The organism is Agriterribacter sp. (assembly GCF_035445465.1).
Classification (GTDB): Bacteria; Bacteroidota; Bacteroidia; order Chitinophagales; family Chitinophagaceae; genus Agriterribacter.
The window spans coordinates 1-17767 of the sequence record NZ_DAOMQT010000042.1 but is presented as its reverse complement, the minus strand read 5'-3'; the positions used below and the strand labels follow the sequence as shown (position 1 = coordinate 17767).

The window sequence follows — 17767 nt, the reverse complement described above, 5'->3', positions numbered from 1 at the left end:
TCTTTGTTCCGGGTACACGAGTAGTTTTTTCCGCTTGCTATTCCTTCTTCGCATCGGCAGGCATAAGAATGGCGGTATAATTATTTTTACCGTTCAGTAATAACCTGGCAGCTTCCTGTACATCTTTGGGGGTTAGCTGGTCTATATATTTTTCAAAGTGAATAAAGCGGTCAATGTTTTCTCCTTCTACTTTGGCAGCCAAAAGATGGGCAGACCATGGCCCGTTTTCTTTCATCTCCTGCTTATGCGATTCGCGCCATTGTTGTTTTACCTTATTAAGGGTCTCCGCGTCCGGCCCATTTTTAACAATGTTGTTTATTTCATTTTGCAGGGCTTTCAGCAGGGTATCTGCTTTTTCAGGGCCGCAGGGCAATTGCGCCACAAACTGGAAAGAAGGGTAGGGCGCCTTATTCAATCTGCCAAAAATGCCACCGCCGTAAATGCCCTGTATCTTTTCCCTGAGCTCTTCAATGATACGAATGTTGAGTACTTCGGTAAGGGCGTTTGCTTTAAATGCAAGGTCTTCGGAGTAAGAGATATCTCCGTAATAAAAGGAAAGGATAAGGCTTTTCTGCTCTTCGCCTTTATAAACCGTTAGCGCTCGTTTTCCCTGTATGGGCCTTACATGCTGGTCAACATAATTCGATTTCCTAAGAGTAGCCGGCAGGCTGGCAATATAAGTTTCAATGAACGGAATGATTTCAGCTTCCTTAAAATTACCCGTGAACACAAAATGCAATCCCCCGGCATCACCCAACCGTTGTTTGTATATATCTATAGTCCTATTGATTTGTATACTGTCGAAGTAAGCAGCCTTAGGCACATGAATAGGCGCAAGGGGGTTGTTGTTATAAAAAACGCGGAAAGCCGTATCAATAAATGCTGCCTGCGGGTTGGAGCCTAATAACGCCAGTTGCGTTTGATTTTTTTGTACATACGATTTGAACAGGCTGCTGTCTGTTCGGGGCTGTGTTAGCTTTAGATAGGCCAGTTGAAACATGGTTTCGAGGTCTTTAACGGTTGAGCTTCCGTTGATGCCCTCCGTAGTGCCGCCTATAAATGGCGTGGCCGAAACGGTTTTACCCGACAATGCTTTTTGCAGGTCGGTGGGGGAAAAGTTGCCAAACCCCATGGCATTTACTACCGGTATGGCATAAGCGGCATTGTATTTATCGGGCTGCCGGTAATTGCTGGTGCCGCCATAACGGGAGGCGGACATCAGTATTTCGTCATTTTTAAAATCTGTGGCCTTAAGCGTAACCGTAATGCCATTGGATAACGTGAGCTCCGTTGTGCCGGTGGCTGCATTGTTTTTTTTACCTGTTACTTTCCCTGCTTTGGGTAATGCCGATAAGATTTCTGTAGCTACGGCTTTTTCTTCATAGGGTTTTACATCGGCTTTTTCGGCAAGCGTTACTGTTTGTAAGAGTGCCTGGGGGGAAGGAAGCTGAACATCTTCCTTCTGTGGTCCCATAATAAACGCAAATAGGTGCTGGTCTCCTTTCAGAATGCCTGCAACGGCATTTACCTCCTGCAGGCTTATTGCCGGCAAAAAATCCTGGGTCATTTTATATTCCGTTGCTATACCGGGTATGGGCGATTGCTGCAAATAGTGCTGGATGTATTCCTGTACAAAATTGGAAGATTCCCTTTTGTCCCTGTCATTGTAGTTCTTTTCGTATGTGGCTAACATATTCTTTTTGGCTCTTTCTAATTCGGGAGCTGTAAACCCGAAACGCTTTACTTTTTCCAGCTCTTCCAGCGCAGCCTGTAAAGCGCCGGTTGGCTCTTTGTCGCCGGAAACCGCATACAATTCAAAGTTCTCGTATCCCCGTGCAAAGCCGCTGAAGGAGCCGCCGCCATATACAAACGGCGGATTTTCTTTTTGGGTAAGCTCCTGCATACGTTTATTCAGCATGGTTACAAACAGGTCTTTCACCAGGTCTTTTCTATAATCATTATAGGTAATGATCTTTTCCGACGGGTAGGCCGGAAATTCAACTATGGCCTGGTAACTGGTAGCTTCTTTATCGGTTACTACCAGTGCATCATTAGTGGCATAGGGAGGTACCGGTGTTGACTGCCGCGGGCGTACGGTGGCAGGATTGGTTAAGCTTCCAAAATGCTTTTTTATCAGTGCGGTTGCTTTTTCTTTGGTAATGTCGCCCACCACAATTACCGCCATCAGTTCAGGGCGGTACCAATCTTTATAAAAGCGACGTATGGCATCGTGTGTAAAATTTTTAATGATGCTGTCATTGCCGATGGGCAAACGCTCGGCGTATAATGAACCGCTGAGCAGCTTAGGCAGTATCTTTTTAAACATTCTTTCCCCGGCTCCTTTTCCAGAACGGCTTTCTTCCAGGATAATCGCCCGCTCATTATCTATATCTTCATCTAAATAAGTAACGTTATGCGCCCAGTCTTCCAGCACACTAAATCCCTTTTCTAAGTTGTCGGGTTTATCGGTAGGGATGGGTAAAATATATACTGTTTCATCAAAGCTTGTATATGCGTTCAGGTCGCTGCCAAAACCAACCCCTATATTCTGCAGAAAGGATATGATATCATTTTTCTTAAAGTTTTTTGTGCCGTTAAAAGCCATGTGCTCGGCCATATGCGCCAGGCCAAGCTGATCGGCATCTTCATTAATTGAACCGGCGTTAACCACTAAGCGCAGCTCTACTTTTTGTTCGGGTTTATTATTGGGACGGATGTAGTAAGTAAGCCCGTTGGGTAATTTACCTATAGTAACAGCGGTATCAACGGGTAGCTTATCCGCGGGGGTAATCTGGGCCCGTACAAATGCTACGTTTACCGTTAGTAAAAAGAGCAGTGTTATGTTTTTCAGGTTCATTGTGTTGCGCATAGCTGTTTATTTGAAAAACAAATGTATTATTTTCCTTTGTGAAAACTATAGCGCGAGTTTTCCCTGGTAAAAATCCAGTATACGGGTACGGAAAATATATTCGTACCAGGTTTGTGTAAGATTGAGCTTGGCCCTGTCGTAATTGTTCTTGGTGAGCAGGTATTCGGTGGATACGATAGTGCCCAGATTAAAACGGATCTCCGCAGAGCGGAACGATTCTTTATATTGCGCAACCTGCTCCTGCAGCACTTTGTAACGTTCGTAGGCAGATGCCATGTCCTGGTAGGCTTTCTCTATGCTTTGTTTCAGGATGAGTTTGGTGTTCTCGGCTTCGTATACCGCATTCTTTTCGCTGAGCTTTGCCTTTTTTACATTAGTAGATACCTGCAGGTTATTGAAGATGGGAATATTTAAGCTTAGCCCCACATAGGTTCCCAGGTTATTTTTGAACTGGTTGTTATACGAAATTTTTTGAGATGTATAGTTTTGTTGTTGTGCCAGCACCGGGTTTTTAATATTGTCTACCATTACGTATTGTCCTGTATTAATTTCCGCAAGCGTGGTTGGTACCGACATGGATGAAACGCTGGAATAATTGGTATTGAGATTTCCGTTTAGCCGCAAATAAGGGTAGTAGCCGCCTTTTGCTGCCTGCACACCCTTCGCCATGCTTTTTACGCGCAGGTCAACCGCTTTAACCTGAGCCAGGTTTTGGAGAGAGGCTGTATATATTTCCGCTGCGTTGGTGGGGTACATTTCTAATAAATCGGCTTCCGTCAGTCTTTCTACCTGCATGTCTTTGTTATAAGGGATATTCATCAACTGGCTGAGATCCAGTTTGGCCGTTTGCAATGCATTATAGTTGTTAATTGCTGCCAGCTCATCGCCAGATAGCTGGCCTTTCATATCAGATAACAGGTAGCTGCCCACGGCTCCTTCTTTTACCATTACCGTAAGGCGCTCTACCTGCCTGCGGGTTACTTCGGCCTGTTCAGACATGATCCTCCACGTGTCTTCATTGTTCAATACGGTTAAATAGGCAAGCAGCACATCTAATGTGAGCCTGTCTTTAGATTGCTGCCATTCCATTTCACTGGCATGGTAGGCATAGCCCGTTTGGCGGATCAGGTTCTGCAACTGCAAGCCGCCGAACAAAGTAAGTCCTGCGCTCAGTCCGGCGCCGGAAGAAGAGAACCGCTGGTCAATATAGCTATTCGTAAAAGGATCAATGGCGCGCCCCTGGTTCCATCCATAGCCCCAGTTTCCATTTACATCGGGAAGTAAATTGGCTTTAGCTTTTTGCCAGTCGGCCCTGGCCGATTGCAGCAATAACTCATTTTGTTTAACCGGGATATTATTGTTCAGCGCTATTTCAACACATTGTTGTAATGAGAAACTTCCATTTTGCGCATAGCTGCTTATTGATATGATGCATGCTATTATTCCTTGCATTAACTTTCGCATTGTAAAATTGATTTTTATTTCAACAGGCTTTATACGATTTTGCCGTCTAACAGGTTAATGATACGGGAACCATATTCCGCATTCTTTTCTGAATGGGTAACCTGGATAATCGTTACGCCTTCTTCCTGGTTTAATTTTTTGAAGCGTTCCATTATTTCTTCACCCTGCTTTGAATTGAGATTGCCGGTAGGCTCGTCTGCCAGCAGCAGGCTGGGCCTGGCTACCAATGCACGGGCAATGCCCACCAGTTGCTGTTGCCCGCCCGAAAGCTGGGTAGGGAAAAGATCTTTTTTGCCTACGATCTGAAAACGGTCCAGGGCATCGGCAACGACGGCTTTCCGTTCGGATGATTTCATATCCTGGTAAATCAGCGGCGTTTCAATATTTTCATAAACCGTTAGCTCATCAATAAGATGATAAGCCTGAAAAACAAAGCCAATGTATTTTTTGTATAGCTGGGAACGCTGTTTTTCTTTCAGTAAATGCACGGCATCACCCATAAAATAATGATAACCTTCGGATGGGTCGTCGAGCATGCCAATAATATTCAGCAGGGTAGACTTGCCGGAGCCCGAAGGGCCCATAACAGAAATAAATTCGCCCTGGTTTACCTTCAGGTTAATGTCTTTAAGAATATAGGTTTTTGAGCCGCCAATGTTAACCGTTTTTGCAATGTTGGTAAATTCAATCATACTGTTTTTTTTAAAAGGTACTCAGGTAGCAGGTGAAGGATCAGTTGCATCTGTTCCTGTCTTTCACTTTAACCCGGATTGGTATAAAATTAGTGCCATGAATTTAAGCGTATGGGAATCAGGTTATTACAAAGCATTTGCGTTGCATACTGTACGGTTTTGATACACTTAAAGTATGATTATGATACAGGAGAGTAGGTTGCAGGGTGCAGGGTGCAGGTTGCATGACAGGGCGGCAGATTATGGTTGCAAAACTGAAATTCGCAGCTTGCGAACATATAACTTGTAACATGGAGGCCCTGCAACTTACAACCGGTTAGGACCCCGGAGCGGCGGCTTCAATAACGATGGTTTGCTTTAACCGGAAGGCAACCGGCTGTTCCTGGCGTATGGCAGGTTTCCATTGCGGCATATTTTCAAATTTCTTTTCAATCATTTCATTGATGTCATCGTTACCGCCTTTTACCACACGGGCATACACCGGTTTGCCCTCTTTATCAATAATGTAATCCACTACAAGATATGCGGCTCTTTGTCCTTCATTTAAAAGCGGGGCCAGTTCTTTTCCTGTTTCATCAAGAAAATGCTGGAAAGCTTTTGAACCGCCGGGATAAACGGGTTGATTGTTAACTACTTTCGCCAATTCATGTTCCGGTATAGGTATCTCTTTTTCGGGTAGTGTTCTTTTTACTTTAACTACTTTTACCTCGGCCGGCTGCTCATTTTCAACTAAGTATTCTCCCTTCGCATTAACCATCACAACAGGCACCTGTTTGTTTTTTTCAAAATAGTTATAGGCGGCTTCCAAGTTATCTGCCAGGGGCTTGTAATTGCGGTAAATTTTCAGGAAACGTTCTAAATAGCTTACACTCCTGGGGTTATTGAATTGTATGGGAAATATATGTACGGGAATATAATCCTGTCCCATGGCGCGTGCATAGCTTGTAACAACATACAGGTCTTCAATCTGATCGTTGGTTATAGGGATGCAGCCTTCTGTTACACATGATCCGTGAATAAAAATATCGCCACCGGGATAAAGCGAGTCACTCAGCATTTTATCTGATGCATTCGGATAATTTAACCCCAGCGATAAATGGTAAGCGCTGTTAGGCTTAAATTCATTGATGTAATAAAAGCCTTCCGGTACCTGGTAGTCGCCCGACATTCTTTTAGGTCCCAGGGACCCTGCCATTGCGCATATTTTAAAAGTCTTAAATAATTTAAACGGCTCACGGGTGCTGTTTTTTACCCATACTTCTAATTGGCTGTCGTATTTAAATGAGCGGATGTAGATATATTTCGCAGGCCACTTCAAGCCTTTTGCTTCAAATTGTTTACGCAGGGTATCTTCTTTTCGCCGGAACACATCGGCAACTTTGGCAAATGATTTTTGATAATCAACAAATGAATTTTGCCCGTTTACAGAGCAGCAGAAAGCGATGACAATGAATGCTGTGAGAATGGATTTCAGTTTATTCATTAATATTGATTATAACTTACCTGAGCCTTTTATCATTTCACAATTTCCCCGGCAGTTTTGCTTCGCAAATATCATGCTTATTATCATACGATGTTACAAATTTTCGCTTTTCCTCTTTTGCCTGTATTGCTTCAATGCCTGTGTTTATAGTTTCTTTTCAGTAACGATGGCCTATGTATCGTCTATAAAAGTATGGGTAGCTTTCGCCGCTGTTTAAACTGTTAAAGCAGGCGGCTTTCTTTCAACGCTAAAAGCGGTCATCTATTTTACCGATACCGTTAAAACGCTGCATAAAGAGCTGAAAGAACTGTTAAAGATTAAATTTACGAAATGATCGGCAAACATTCATTTCAATGCTACATTTCCATCTGTTTGTTATCTTCACGGCTTATTTGAAAGATTTATGCTCAAAGTTGGAATCTTAGGCGGAGGTCAGTTAGGCAGAATGTTATTGCAGGCGGCCGCCAACTATCCGGTTGAAACCTATGTTATGGAAAATGATGCGGATTGTCCGGCGGCGCATCTTTGCCATCATTTTGTGAAAGGAGACATCCGGAACTATAACGATGTGTATACATTCGGAAAAAGCGTAGATGCGCTTACCATTGAAATTGAATCCGTAAACGACGATGCCCTGGCGGCCCTTGAAGCAGAAGGGATAAAAATATATCCCCGCACAGCAGCCCTGCGCATCATTAAAAATAAAATTGAGCAAAAGCAGTTCTATGCGGCTCATTCCATTCCTTCGGCAGATTTTGTAATTACCCGGTCGTTGCAGGAGTTGGAGCGGCATGCAGATTTTTTCCCGGCGGTGCATAAGCTGGGCTCAGGCGGGTATGATGGCAGGGGGGTTCAGGTTATTGCATCTGTGACAGAGGCGGGCAAAGGGTTTGACGCGCCGGCGGTACTGGAGAAAAAGATTAATATTCATAAAGAGATAGCACAAATTGTGGCGGTTAATGATACCGGGCAAACCACTTTGTACCCACCGGTAGACATGGTATTTGATCCGGAGTTGAATTTGCTCGACTACCAGGTAAGCCCTGCTGAGCTTGCCGAAACCATTTTGTGGAAAGTAGAAGCCATAGCGCTTAAGGTTGTAAAAGCGCTGGCAAGTCCGGGTATCTTTGCTGTGGAATTGTTTATAGATAAAGTAGGAGAGGTATATGTGAACGAAACCGCGCCCAGAGTGCATAACAGCGGACATCATACGATAGAAGGAAATTACAGCTCACAGTTTGATATGCTCTGGCGCATTATATTGGGTTATCCTTTGGGCAATACGGCAGCGATTCTTCCGGCGGCTATTGTTAATGTGCTGGGAGAGGAAAATTACAGCGGTGTGGCGCAGTATAATGGTTTGGAAGATGTGCTGCAAATGGATAACGTGTTTGTACACATCTATGGGAAAAAAGAAACAAAGCCGGGGAGAAAGATGGGGCATGTTACTATTTTGAGCGCAGACCGGAAAGATCTTACCTATAAACAAAGGCGTATCAGGCAGGTGTTGAAAGTGGTAAGTGATAAGTAGTAAGTGGTAAGTAGTAAGTGGTAAGGGAGGGGTGAAAGATGAGAATCCTGTTCCCTGGTTGATTTTTCTTTTCAGATTTCGATTTTTACGCTTCGAACTTTTTACATATGCTATTAAACAAAAGCAATCTTTCTGTTATCAAAAACAACGCGGTACAAAAACCGGGAACTAATGTGTTTGAATTGCCGGAAAAGGTTTTACAATTTGGCACCGGTGTATTATTGCGCGGGTTACCGGATTATTTTATAGATAAAGCCAACCGGCAGGGTATATTTAACGGCAGGGTAGTGGTGGTAAAATCAACAGGTACCGGCGGTGCCGATGCCTTCGATGCGCAGGATGGATTATATACTTTGTGTGTGCGTGGCATAGATAAAGGAGAAAAAGTAGAAGAGGATCATATTTGTTCGGCTATAAGCCGCGTATTGTCTGCAACGCAACAATGGGATGAAGTTCTAAAATGTGCGCATAACCTTCAACTGCAGATCATTATTTCCAATACCACGGAGGTGGGCATAACATTAGTGGAAGAAGATATCCGGCAAAAGCCTCCTGCTTCATTTCCTGCAAAGCTTTTGGCCTTTTTATATGAAAGGTATAAGGCCTGTGGGGGTAAGGCAGATGGAGGTATGGTTATTATTCCTACTGAATTAATTGTAGGCAATGGCGACCAGCTTTTTTCTATTGTTTCCAAATTAGCTGCATACAACAAAATGGAGCCTGCTTTTATGGAATGGCTGAAGGCAAACAATAGTTTTTGTAATTCACTTGTAGACCGCATTGTGCCGGGAAAGCCGGCTGCTGAAACAAAGCAAAAAATAGAAGAGGCCCTGGGCTACACAGATGAATTGCTGATTATGTGCGAGGTATACCGGTTATGGGCCATTGAGGGTGACGACAAAGTAAAAAAGATATTGTCTTTTGCACCTGCCGATAACGGGGTGATCATTGCGCCGGATATAGCAATGTACCGTGAGCTTAAACTCCGTTTACTAAACGGAACGCATACCCTAAGCTGTGCACTGGCATTTTTGTCTGGCTTCAATACCGTGAAAGACGCGATGGAAGACCAGGCATTCGGGCAGTTCGTACATGATCTTATGCTCAGCGAAATTGCTCCCGCCATTCCCGCTGAAGTGGATGCGGAGGAAGCGGAACGGTTCGGTTTGCAGGTGTTAGACAGGTTCAGCAATCCGTATATCAGGCACCAGTGGATCAGCATAACCATGCAGTATACTTCCAAAATGAAGATGCGGGTGGTGCCGGTGCTGAAAAAGTATGTTGCTGATCATAATGCAGTTCCGCAGCATATTGCTTTGGGCTTTGCCGCTTATTTGCTGTTTATGAAAGCGGTAAAAAAAGAAAAAGATGGGTATATGGGTGAATGGAACGGGAAATCCTATCCCATCAATGATGACAAAGCGGATTACTTTTTTGAGCAGTGGAAAAAATACGAAGCGAACGAACTGGTACAACAGGTATTAAGCGATAGCAACCTGTGGGGTACTGATCTTTCCGCGTTGCCCCTGTTTGTGCAAACCGTGCAAAATAATCTTAAGACTTTGATGACGCAAAAGAACATTCAACATGAACTTACAATTAAAAGATAAAACTGCATTTATCAGCGGCTCAACAGCAGGCATAGGTTTTGCAATTGCTAAAAAACTGCTGGAAGAAGATGCCACTGTTGTTATAAACGGGCGGTTGCAGGAAGGTGTGGATAAGGCTGTACAGGAGTTAAAAGCATTAACCGGCAGGTCAGGTGTTTCAGGTATAGCGGCCGACTTTTCAAAAGTGGATGAGGTTAATAACATCATAGCACAGCTTCCTGAAATTGATATTTTGGTTAACAATGCCGGTATATTTGAACCCAAACCTTTTACTGAGATCCCGGATGAAGACTGGTTCCGTTTTTTTGAGATCAACGTGATGAGCGGTGTACGCTTATCGCGTCATTATTTCCCCGGAATGCTGAAACGGAACCGGGGGCGTATCATTTTTATTTCGAGCGAATCGGCTGTTCTTATTCCTGATGAAATGATTCATTATGGCGTTACCAAAACCGCGCAGGTAGCGGTAAGCAGGGGTCTTGCGGAATTAACAAAAGGAACCGGTGTTACGGTTAATACGATCTTACCCGGTCCCACAAAATCAAGAGGAATTGGCGACTTTATAAATGATATGGCAAAAGCAGACAATATTTCTGTTGCCGAAGTAGAAAAGAATTTCTTTAAGGATCTGCGGCCAACCTCCCTTATTCAGCGTTTTGCTTCGGTTGATGAGATCGCGAATCTTGTAGTTTATATTGCAAGCCCGCTGGCATCTGCCACCAATGGCGCGGCACTACGTGCAGACGGGGGACTGATACGTTCTATTTTGTAGATAGATTAAAAATAGATCTCCGTTGCACCATAGCCAAAAGAAGGATGAAACTGGTTGACAAAGGATTTTACTTCTTTTTTATGACGCAGCAGGGCGTGAATCTCATCGCGCAGTTTGCCGGTGCCAACCCCGTGTACAACAATTAGCATAGACTGGTGATGCTGCAGGGCAAGGTCATAATATTTTTCAAAAGTTTTTAGCTGCAGGTCTAACTTTTCGGCCTTGCCCATTTTTTCCCAATGATCGGTGAGCTTTTCAATATGCAGGTCAATTACGGTTCGGGGAGGCGCGCCTGCCTTTGTTTTTGCAGACTCATATATTTTATACCCGGCGGCTGATAACTTATCCAGGTCGGGTTTTTCTTCTATGATACGGTCGGGATATTTTTCAAACAAAGGGTATGAAAAGCTGGCTTCCTGCTTCAGCTTCATTTCTTCAATTTTTTGGAAAACCTGCTTGGCCCGCAGCTTTAAAAAGGTTTCATAGTATTCCGCTTTGGTTTTATCCGGCTTCGTTAATGAAAATTCAAACCAGAACTTAGGCGTATCGTTCAGATTTTCAAAAGGCACATCGTGCAGGTAAAAATCGCTCAGCGGCAGCACTTCATTTTTCAATTCAAACCCGGTTTCCCCGGCAAGCGATAGCTCATAAGTAAAGGAAAAAGTATTTGCTGTTTGATTAACAAGATAGAGCTTGAATTTCTCCACAATATCATCGTCAAATACATCTTTATCAAATACCGGTAAAAGGGCAAGCCACACGCCTTCATCTACCTTGTATTTTGCATTGTTCTTTTCTTTTTTTATATCGTCAACATATTGCCTGGGCTTTTTCAGATCTGTTTTCTTTTGAGAGAATCTTTTGAAATAAGGAAAATCAATCTGGTCGAGGTATGCGGGAAACTTAACGCCTTTTACATTTACCATTACCATTTTTTCATTGATGATATCAATGATCTGCCCTTCCTCATCCGAATGGAGCAGTAAAACCGTGTCGCCAATCTGATATTTCATAAGGAGCAAAAATACGAAATAAAGGGCGGTAAGGTGTGAGGCGTAAGGTATGAAAGTTTTACACGTAGTGTATAACCGCAAAGTGCGGAAAGAAGGCTCAAAGCACACAAAACTTTGACTTTCCGTTTTAGGCATTAGCTTTGTAGTTTACAGGCTAAACATAATGCTATGGGCATATGGCATCAAATCGCGCAGTATCTCTTTCTTAAAAAGAAAGAGAAGAATGAAGAACCTGGTTCATTGATAAAGTATATGCACGGCATCAACCGCATTTCCATCTTTCTTTTCCTGTTCGCGATTATCATTATGATCATCCGCTTTGCAAAAAGTTGCTGATGGCTTTTGCCGCATTGGTGGAAGCGTGGCCGCCCTGGCTTAGTAATGTTTTTAACGCGCTGTAATCTTCCTGCAGTTGTTGAATCCGTTGTTGGTTGCCGAGCACCTCCTGCAATTCTTTTTTTACATTGCTTACCGTAAGCTCATGCTGTATCAGCTCTTTTACCACGGGCTTATCCATGATAAGGTTCACCAATGAAATGTATTTTATTTTAATAACCCGTTTGGCAATTTCATAAGAAACGGCGCTGCCCTTATAACAAACCACTTCGGGCACGGCAAACAGCGCGGTTTCCAAAGTGGCCGTACCGGAGGTAACCAGGGCTGCCGTTGCCTGCATTAAAAGATCGTATGTTTTTCCCGATACGGCTTTTACATTGCTGTAACCGCTGAGCATGTTGTTGTAAAATTCCTTATCTAACCCCGGCGCCATGGCAACCACAAACTCGTGATCAGTAAAATACCTGCTTACTTCAAGCATAACGGGTAGCTTTTTCAGTATCTCCTGCCTGCGGCTGCCGGGCAGCAGGGCGATGATGTTCGTTTTTACTGTGTTGGGGTGTTGTGCCTGCCATTCATCCACTACTTCCACCAGCGGGTGCCCTACGTATTGTACTTCATAATTCCATTTTTTATAAAAATCTTTTTCAAAGGGAAGGATCACCAGCATCTTATCTACGCATTGCTTAATGGTATGTACCCTGTTTTCCTTCCAGGCCCAAACCTGCGGAGAAATATAGTAGATGATTTTAAATCCGTTCGCTTTACCCCATTGGGCAATGCGAAGGTTAAAGCCGGGGTAATCAATAAGGATGATCGCATCGGGCTTAAAGCCGGTGATATCTTTTTTGCAGAAAGTAAGATTACGGAGGATGGTGCGCAGGTTCTTCACCACTTCAATAAAACCCATGAAGGCCAGCTCACGGTAATGTTTTACCAGGCGGGCGCCGGCGGCCTGCATCATATCGCCACCCCAGCAGCGGATATCGGCCTGCGCATCCTGTTGCTTTAACGCTTTAATAAGATTGGAGCCATGTAAATCGCCCGATGCCTCTCCTGCTATGATATAATACTTCATTTTTTACTTTCCGTTGAAGGAGGATAAAAGAAAATCCTGCAACTATCTTAATGAAAATTTCGTTATCTACTCACCACTTACGACTTACCACTTGCCACTTCTCTCCATCCCCTCTCATCCCACAAATTTAAACAGCAGCGCAACAATGGCATATAACAGGGTTACAGCAAAAACGCCTTTTGCAGTACGGTCTTTACGGGAATTGATATATAATGTAAAAATAACGATGTTCAAAAAAAGGCAGGGGATGCTGATGGCGGTAACCAGCCTTTTGTTTTGATGAAACGCATCAAACATTTCACCCATACTATATAAAGGGTAGAATTTAACATAGTAGTAAATAATAAGGCTCAGCAAAGGTCCTATAAATCCTAAGATCAGTCCGAACAAGAGGTCGTCTTTTTTAAAAATCACTGTTTAAAGGTTTTTTCGAGTTTGGCTTTTAGAACGTAATTGGTAAGATCAAATTGTACGGGCACCACGCTCACATAGTTATTCGCCAATGCCCACACATCGGTATCTTTTCCTTTATCAAAATTTACAAATGCACCGGTAAGCCAGTAGTATTTTTTGCCGGTGGGGTCTTTCCTTTCATCAAAATCTTCTTCATACTTGGCGTAAGCCTGCCTGCATACTTTTATGCCGTTCACTAAACTTTCGTGTATAGCCGGAAAATTTACATTCAGACAAAGATGCTTATCCGCTTTGCGCTTCATGATGGCTTCCACAATTATTCTTGCATATTTGCGGGCGGCCGTGAAGTCCGCTTCCATACTGTAATCGAGCAGCGAAAAGCCAATGGAAGGAATGCTTTCGATAGAAGCTTCTATTGCCGCGCTCATGGTGCCGGAATAAATAACGTTAATGGAATGATTGGGCCCGTGGTTGATGCCGCTGATGCATATATCCGGCTTTTGCCCCAATATTTTATCCACGGCCAGCTTTACACAGTCTACAGGTGTGCCGCTGCAGCTCCACGCTTCAGCTCCTTCCGTTAAATGCACCTGCTGCAGCCGGAGTGGCGAGCCAATGGTAATGGCATGCCCCATGCCCGATTGCGGCTTATCGGGCGCTACTACTACTATTTTGCCCAGGCCTTTTACCGCTTCCACTAAGTTGCGGATACCCGGCGCCATCACGCCATCATCATTGGTAACTAATATAATAGGTTCTTTTTTCTTACGTTTAGCTGTTGCCATTGAGAAGCGTATGTTTATTTTGTAAAAATCATGATTATTTGGTTGCTGCCCAAATTGCAGTGAAATAAACAGGAAGGGTGAAGGGTAAAGGGTAAAGGGTAAAGGGTAAAGGGTGAAAGGAGAAAGGTTGAATGTGTGCCTTACTTCTCCCGTTTGACGTTTCACGTCTCCCCGTCGAAGGTCTCCCGATAAAGATTTTAAGGGTATCTTAAGTTTTTAGCAAAAATATTTTGTTATAACTAATAGTATTAGTATTATTGTGTACTAAAATAATTAGTATGGCACAATCGCTTGCAGGACAAAACCTGAAATACCTTCGCAAACTGCGTGGCTGGACGCAGGAAGAGTTTGCTAATAAATTAGGCATTAAGCGCTCTCTGGTGGGCGCTTATGAGGAGGAACGTGCGGATCCGCGCATTGACGTGCTTGAAAAGTTAGGCGATATGTTTAAGCTCACGCTTGATGATTTGCTCCGGAAAGATCTGAGCGAGGTAAAGGGTAATTATTTAGCCAAACGCAGGCAGCAGAAGCTGATGTCGGAAAATAACCTGATCCACTTTGTGCCGGTAAAGGCCGCTGCGGGTTATCTGGCGGGTTATGCAGATACGGAATTCATTGATGAGCTGAATACTTTTACGCTGCCTATGCTGGCAGGCGGTAACTACCGTGCTTTTGAAATTATCGGAGACAGCATGCTGCCCACACCCAGCGGTTCTGTTATTGTGGGTGAAAAAATAAACAGTCTTGACGATGCCAAAAGCAGCAATGCGTTTATTGTAATATCGCGCAGTGAAGGGATCGTATACAAGCGCATTGAAAAAAGCAACCGCAATAAAAGCAAGATAACCCTGGTAAGCGACAATCCATCCTACCAGCCCTACCAGGTAAACGCGGAAGATATTTTAGAATTATGGCAGGCGCAAATGGTTATCACCAAGGTTGCCAGCCAGCAGCGCTGGGATGTAAACCAACTGGCATCATTGGTGAGCAACCTGCAGGAGCAGGTAACCGTGATGAAAAAGAAATACAATTAGATTTGAGATTTGACATGAGCCCCATCCCTTCGAATCGTCTCTTTTTTTTGTTCCTTTAACAGCCCTCCCAGATAAAAAAGCCGACTGCCGCCAAACCGCCCTGTTGCACCTATCAGGAAACTGTCGTACGAAACCTGCTGGAACTTATAGTGAACTACCATTTGCGTCCAGTCCACCGAAGCTGGCAGTATTTAATTTAAGTTTTGTCCTGTCACCACTTGCCATAGCGAAAGGAAATTATTTGAGTGCCATATAACGGTTTACGTATTGGCGATGGTGGGGCATTTTAAAAATGTCAGCCCAACATTTGCACAAATGCCCAATAGAATTACAAATGTTGAGTTTATAACTGTCTGCCCCACTATTGCCAATACAATGGCAGTAGTTTTAATTCACTTATTTCACTTCGACTAAATAAACCTTTGCAGGCTTATTGCCATTATTAATTACCATGTGTGTTTCTGCTTCACTCCAAAATGCAGTTCCTGCTTTTAAGTCAAAATCCTGCGTTTTTCCATCCGCCATTATTAGTCTCGCCTTAGCGTCTGTGAGAAAAATAGAAAGATGTGGGGGATGAGTATGTGTACCTTTTCCACAAACATCTTTGCCTGGTGTGCTGAAATACTCTGTAACCTTTACTTTATCATTTTCAAGAATTACTTTGATAGTGTCGGTCGGAGAGCTCTTCTGTTGGCTCTTTCCATAAATAACAAAAGCTAAAAAGCAGATAACAAATAAGAATAGCTTTTTCATAAAACAAGTTTTAGTGAATGAATGATTTTACACCAAAACTATTTTGGTAAGCAACGCTTCATTTTGCTTAAACGTTCAAATTCTTTTCTTTTTCGCGTATCTGTTAATATGAATAAAAACCTACTCTTTTGGGGAAGCTTACCTACTCTCATTACGATATTGAAGCGGGGATAACAAATACTTTTGTTTGAATGTACGGCTAAAATGGGTTAGGTTTTCAAAACCGCTGGCATAAGCAATTTCACCGACATTCTTTTTGCTTGTTTCTAATAGGAGTTTTGCATATTCCAATCGTTTCTCTGTAAGCCATTTTCCAGGAGTTGTATGATAGTACGCATAGAACTCTCTTTTAAACGTTGCTACACTTCGTTGGGCTATACGAGCAAATTCATCAATAGATAAATTAAAGGTGTAATTGGCTTCCATGATTTGCCACAGGGGAGTTTTATACTGATCATCAATACTGTTAATGTAAGCGAGGAAATTCGCATTTAAGGGATCAGAAAAAACATTGAAAAGAAGCTCTTTGAATTTTAGTTCAAGCAGACTTTCAGAGGGTGGAATTTTTTGCGTAAAGTAAGGAATCATACCGTAAAAAAAAGCACGGGTAATTTCGTTCACGTTTATTTCAATCAGCATATCTATAGGTGGAGACGGCAAGTTTTTTAACGGCAAATATTGCCTGTATTCTCGGAATACCTGTCGCAAAAAATCATCTCCAAAATAGAATGCTATAACTTCCCAACCCTCCAGATCATCCTTTTCCTGGTTATAAGCGGTTCTTCGAGTAAACAAACAGCTGTTATCAGTAAGCGTCCAGGATTTTTCTCTGTGATAAAATGTTTTTTTCCCTCTGATTGTATAGGTAATTAAGTTATAGTGAATAAATAGGTTTACTTGTTTATCAACCTGAGGGCATTGATAATATACGAAGAGCATGTCTTTTACAGCAAGCTGTTTGATAATATCCGGATGCGCAACCTTAAAGTCATAAGTGTTGTACATGTTACAGTATTTGGGGAAAATAGTACTACCCTGAAAGTTAAAAATCCAATTTCATTTTCCAGTGTCAAAAGAATTACTGCCAACCTGAATGTTGTGCGTTCGCCTTATCGTCACATAAGTTGTAAGTGCTTTTTTTCAAGCGTAACATTAAAATGAATGTCAGCTTTTAAAGCTTTAAAAACTTTGAGAATTGTATCAATTGTCGCACTATTTGCACTGCTCTCAAGTTTAGAGATTTGAGCTTTCTGTACACCTACAAGTTGGCCTAATTGTTCTTGTGTCAGATTGCGCTCTTGTCTTGCAGTTTTAATCATTCTACCCAAAACGTCCATGCGAAGTTCATATTCGTATTCGTCTCTGTCTGCTGTACCTTTTTTACCGATATATCTGTCCTTCATTTCGGCAAGCGAGTATGATTTCATTGCTGTCTTTGCCATAATGTTATTTTTTACGTTTGCTTTCAAAATATTTTGTCCTGATATTAATTGCTCTTTCAATTTCGTTTTTAGGGACTTTGTCTACCTTTTTAATAAAGCCGTAAGTTGCAAAGACTAATGTTTCAATTTCCGTTTCTTTGTCCCAAAATGCCAGCAATCTGATTTGTTGTCCGCCAAATTTTGCTCTAAACTCCCAAATGCCATTTTGCAGTTTTTTGAAAAGTCTTGGGTCATTGCTTTGTTCAGCCAGATCAATATTATAAAACATCTTCCTTGCTGCTTTGGGATCAAGTCCGGCAATAAATTTGTCTGCCTCTTCTAAAAACCGTGTCTGAAAGTATTGCAAAGGGAACCGTTTATGCAAAGTTAAATAAAGTTTCCATATTTTGAAACTTTATTTTCATTAAGAATTAAATGGTCAGGAAAAGGTGCCGCACAACGGTACAGGTTGGCGAAGTGCGGATAATAGCGATCCGTCCCGCTTGGCTACC

At 42.7% G+C, this 17767-nt stretch carries 17 protein-coding genes; 5 read left to right on the top strand and 12 right to left on the bottom strand.

The window, feature by feature from the left end:
• Positions 1-37: 37 nt before the first annotated feature.
• The 4 genes from PLE34_RS16550 to PLE34_RS16535 all read right to left on the bottom strand — a co-directional run bounded on the left by PLE34_RS16550 (position 38) and on the right by PLE34_RS16535 (position 6508).
• Positions 38-2869, bottom strand: a complete 2832-nt coding sequence (locus tag PLE34_RS16550) for a M16 family metallopeptidase (protein ID WP_324558750.1) — start codon at positions 2867-2869, stop codon at positions 38-40.
• Positions 2870-2914: 45 nt separating this feature from the next.
• Positions 2915-4321 (bottom strand): TolC family protein, encoded by a 1407-nt coding sequence (locus PLE34_RS16545; protein ID WP_324558749.1) that lies wholly within the window; start codon positions 4319-4321, stop codon positions 2915-2917.
• Positions 4322-4362: 41 nt separating this feature from the next.
• A complete protein-coding gene (locus tag PLE34_RS16540) occupies positions 4363-5025 on the bottom strand; it encodes an ABC transporter ATP-binding protein (RefSeq protein ID WP_324558747.1) in 663 nt (220 codons plus the stop codon).
• A gap of 316 nt (positions 5026-5341) precedes the next feature.
• Complete coding sequence (locus PLE34_RS16535) at positions 5342-6508, bottom strand: L,D-transpeptidase family protein (RefSeq protein WP_324558745.1); 1167 nt, start codon at positions 6506-6508, stop codon at positions 5342-5344.
• Positions 6509-6911: 403 nt separating this feature from the next.
• Here PLE34_RS16535 and PLE34_RS16530 point away from each other — a divergent pair, with 403 nt between their 5' ends.
• The 3 genes from PLE34_RS16530 (at position 6912) to PLE34_RS16520 (ending at position 10421) form a co-directional block, all read left to right on the top strand.
• Positions 6912-8039 carry a 5-(carboxyamino)imidazole ribonucleotide synthase gene (locus tag PLE34_RS16530; protein ID WP_324558743.1) on the top strand — a complete coding sequence of 376 codons (1128 nt, stop codon included), beginning with the start codon at positions 6912-6914 and terminating at the stop codon, positions 8037-8039.
• 107 nt (positions 8040-8146) lie between these two features.
• On the top strand, positions 8147-9649 hold the full coding sequence (locus tag PLE34_RS16525) for a tagaturonate reductase (RefSeq protein WP_324558742.1): 1503 nt from the start codon (positions 8147-8149) through the stop codon (positions 9647-9649).
• A complete protein-coding gene (locus tag PLE34_RS16520; protein ID WP_324558740.1) occupies positions 9627-10421 on the top strand; it encodes an SDR family NAD(P)-dependent oxidoreductase in 795 nt (264 codons plus the stop codon). The genes PLE34_RS16525 and PLE34_RS16520 overlap by 23 nt, the downstream gene beginning before the upstream one ends.
• Before the next feature lie 5 nt (positions 10422-10426).
• Here PLE34_RS16520 and PLE34_RS16515 read toward each other — a convergent pair whose 3' ends face one another.
• Positions 10427-11434, bottom strand: coding sequence for a Smr/MutS family protein (locus tag PLE34_RS16515; protein WP_324558738.1), 1008 nt, complete (start codon positions 11432-11434; stop codon positions 10427-10429).
• Positions 11435-11602: 168 nt separating this feature from the next.
• Between PLE34_RS16515 and PLE34_RS16510 the strand changes: the two genes are divergently transcribed.
• Positions 11603-11770, top strand: a complete 168-nt coding sequence (locus tag PLE34_RS16510) for a DUF6728 family protein (RefSeq protein WP_324558736.1) — start codon at positions 11603-11605, stop codon at positions 11768-11770.
• On the opposite strand, the gene lpxB is transcribed toward PLE34_RS16510, so the two are convergent.
• From lpxB to surE, 3 genes are all read right to left on the bottom strand, one after another.
• Positions 11745-12848, bottom strand: coding sequence for a lipid-A-disaccharide synthase (lpxB, locus tag PLE34_RS16505; RefSeq protein ID WP_324558734.1), 1104 nt, complete (start codon positions 12846-12848; stop codon positions 11745-11747). The genes PLE34_RS16510 and lpxB overlap by 26 nt on opposite strands.
• A 114-nt stretch (positions 12849-12962) precedes the next feature.
• Positions 12963-13262 (bottom strand): hypothetical protein, encoded by a 300-nt coding sequence (locus tag PLE34_RS16500; RefSeq protein WP_324558733.1) that lies wholly within the window; start codon positions 13260-13262, stop codon positions 12963-12965.
• The gene (surE, locus tag PLE34_RS16495) at positions 13259-14047 is read right to left on the bottom strand and encodes a 5'/3'-nucleotidase SurE (RefSeq protein ID WP_324558732.1); all 789 of its coding nucleotides are present in this window, start codon (positions 14045-14047) and stop codon (positions 13259-13261) included. Before surE ends, PLE34_RS16500 begins: the two co-directional genes overlap by 4 nt.
• A gap of 278 nt (positions 14048-14325) precedes the next feature.
• Between surE and PLE34_RS16490 the strand changes: the two genes are divergently transcribed.
• Entirely contained in the window at positions 14326-15081 is a 756-nt protein-coding gene (locus tag PLE34_RS16490; protein ID WP_324558731.1) for an XRE family transcriptional regulator, read from the top strand.
• Between the two features lie 396 nt (positions 15082-15477).
• Here the strand turns inward: PLE34_RS16490 and PLE34_RS16485 are convergent, their stop codons facing one another.
• The 4 genes from PLE34_RS16485 to PLE34_RS16470 form a co-directional block, all read right to left on the bottom strand.
• Positions 15478-15834: a cupin domain-containing protein gene (locus PLE34_RS16485; protein ID WP_324558729.1), complete on the bottom strand. Its 357-nt coding sequence runs from the start codon at positions 15832-15834 to the stop codon at positions 15478-15480.
• A gap of 138 nt (positions 15835-15972) precedes the next feature.
• Positions 15973-16839: a helix-turn-helix domain-containing protein gene (locus PLE34_RS16480; RefSeq protein WP_324558728.1), complete on the bottom strand. Its 867-nt coding sequence runs from the start codon at positions 16837-16839 to the stop codon at positions 15973-15975.
• 110 nt (positions 16840-16949) lie between these two features.
• Positions 16950-17276 carry a helix-turn-helix domain-containing protein gene (locus tag PLE34_RS16475; protein WP_324558726.1) on the bottom strand — a complete coding sequence of 109 codons (327 nt, stop codon included), beginning with the start codon at positions 17274-17276 and terminating at the stop codon, positions 16950-16952.
• 4 nt (positions 17277-17280) lie between these two features.
• Complete coding sequence (locus PLE34_RS16470; protein WP_324558724.1) at positions 17281-17622, bottom strand: type II toxin-antitoxin system RelE/ParE family toxin; 342 nt, start codon at positions 17620-17622, stop codon at positions 17281-17283.
• Between the last annotated feature and the right edge of the window lie 145 nt (positions 17623-17767).

What these genes read in the sequence shown, in the direction of transcription:
- PLE34_RS16480 (WP_324558728.1), bottom strand. Translation starts at nt 16,839, where the DNA reads ATGTACAACACTTATGACTTTAAGGTTGCGCATCCGGATATTATCAAA.
- lpxB (WP_324558734.1), bottom strand. Translation starts at nt 12,848, where the DNA reads ATGAAGTATTATATCATAGCAGGAGAGGCATCGGGCGATTTACATGGC.
- PLE34_RS16545 (WP_324558749.1), bottom strand. Translation starts at nt 4,321, where the DNA reads ATGCAAGGAATAATAGCATGCATCATATCAATAAGCAGCTATGCGCAA.
- PLE34_RS16490 (WP_324558731.1), top strand. Translation starts at nt 14,326, where the DNA reads ATGGCACAATCGCTTGCAGGACAAAACCTGAAATACCTTCGCAAACTG.
- PLE34_RS16520 (WP_324558740.1), top strand. Translation starts at nt 9,627, where the DNA reads ATGAACTTACAATTAAAAGATAAAACTGCATTTATCAGCGGCTCAACA.
- PLE34_RS16530 (WP_324558743.1), top strand. Translation starts at nt 6,912, where the DNA reads ATGCTCAAAGTTGGAATCTTAGGCGGAGGTCAGTTAGGCAGAATGTTA.
- surE (WP_324558732.1), bottom strand. Translation starts at nt 14,047, where the DNA reads ATGGCAACAGCTAAACGTAAGAAAAAAGAACCTATTATATTAGTTACC.
- PLE34_RS16510 (WP_324558736.1), top strand. Translation starts at nt 11,603, where the DNA reads ATGGGCATATGGCATCAAATCGCGCAGTATCTCTTTCTTAAAAAGAAA.
- PLE34_RS16475 (WP_324558726.1), bottom strand. Translation starts at nt 17,276, where the DNA reads ATGGCAAAGACAGCAATGAAATCATACTCGCTTGCCGAAATGAAGGAC.
- PLE34_RS16550 (WP_324558750.1), bottom strand. Translation starts at nt 2,869, where the DNA reads ATGCGCAACACAATGAACCTGAAAAACATAACACTGCTCTTTTTACTA.
- PLE34_RS16485 (WP_324558729.1), bottom strand. Translation starts at nt 15,834, where the DNA reads ATGAAAAAGCTATTCTTATTTGTTATCTGCTTTTTAGCTTTTGTTATT.
- PLE34_RS16515 (WP_324558738.1), bottom strand. Translation starts at nt 11,434, where the DNA reads ATGAAATATCAGATTGGCGACACGGTTTTACTGCTCCATTCGGATGAG.
- PLE34_RS16540 (WP_324558747.1), bottom strand. Translation starts at nt 5,025, where the DNA reads ATGATTGAATTTACCAACATTGCAAAAACGGTTAACATTGGCGGCTCA.
- PLE34_RS16535 (WP_324558745.1), bottom strand. Translation starts at nt 6,508, where the DNA reads ATGAATAAACTGAAATCCATTCTCACAGCATTCATTGTCATCGCTTTC.
- PLE34_RS16525 (WP_324558742.1), top strand. Translation starts at nt 8,147, where the DNA reads ATGCTATTAAACAAAAGCAATCTTTCTGTTATCAAAAACAACGCGGTA.